1 pseudogene is annotated in these 439 nt (G+C 53.1%); it reads left to right on the top strand.

The annotated features are described in order from the left end of the window. Positions 1-388: pseudogene (locus CI957_RS10405) on the top strand (monomethylamine:corrinoid methyltransferase); the annotation flags it as partial. Positions 389-439 lie beyond the last annotated feature (51 nt).

Here is a 439-nt window from a genome sequence, read left to right on the forward strand (position 1 = left end):
CTGTGGTATCTGGTGTACCGACACCCACCGTATCGTCAAATACACAGAAGACGAGATCTGGGATGCAATCAACAATCCGCACAGGGAATTCCAGCTTGGTAGCGGTCGTGACGCAGTCTACTGCCGCAAGCGTAGTGTAGGTGACAAGAGAAAGCCAATCGTACAGGGTGGTCCAACCGGTTCCCCAATTTCTGAAGATGTCTTCATGCCCGTGCACATGAGTTACGCTCTTGAGAAAGAATGTGACACCATCGTCAACGGTGTAATGACATCTGTCCGTGGTAAATCTCCTGTACCCGGCAGTCCCTACGAGGTTCTTGCATCCAAATCCGAAACCCGTCAGATCAGGACCGCCGCTTCCATGGCAGGTCGTCCCGGTATGGCAGTTTAGGGCCCTGAGACTTCTCTGTCTGCCCAGGGTAACATCGGTGCAGACTGT

Source organism: Methanohalophilus sp. WG1-DM (assembly GCF_004104135.1).
GTDB lineage: Archaea > Halobacteriota > Methanosarcinia > Methanosarcinales > Methanosarcinaceae > Methanohalophilus > Methanohalophilus euhalobius.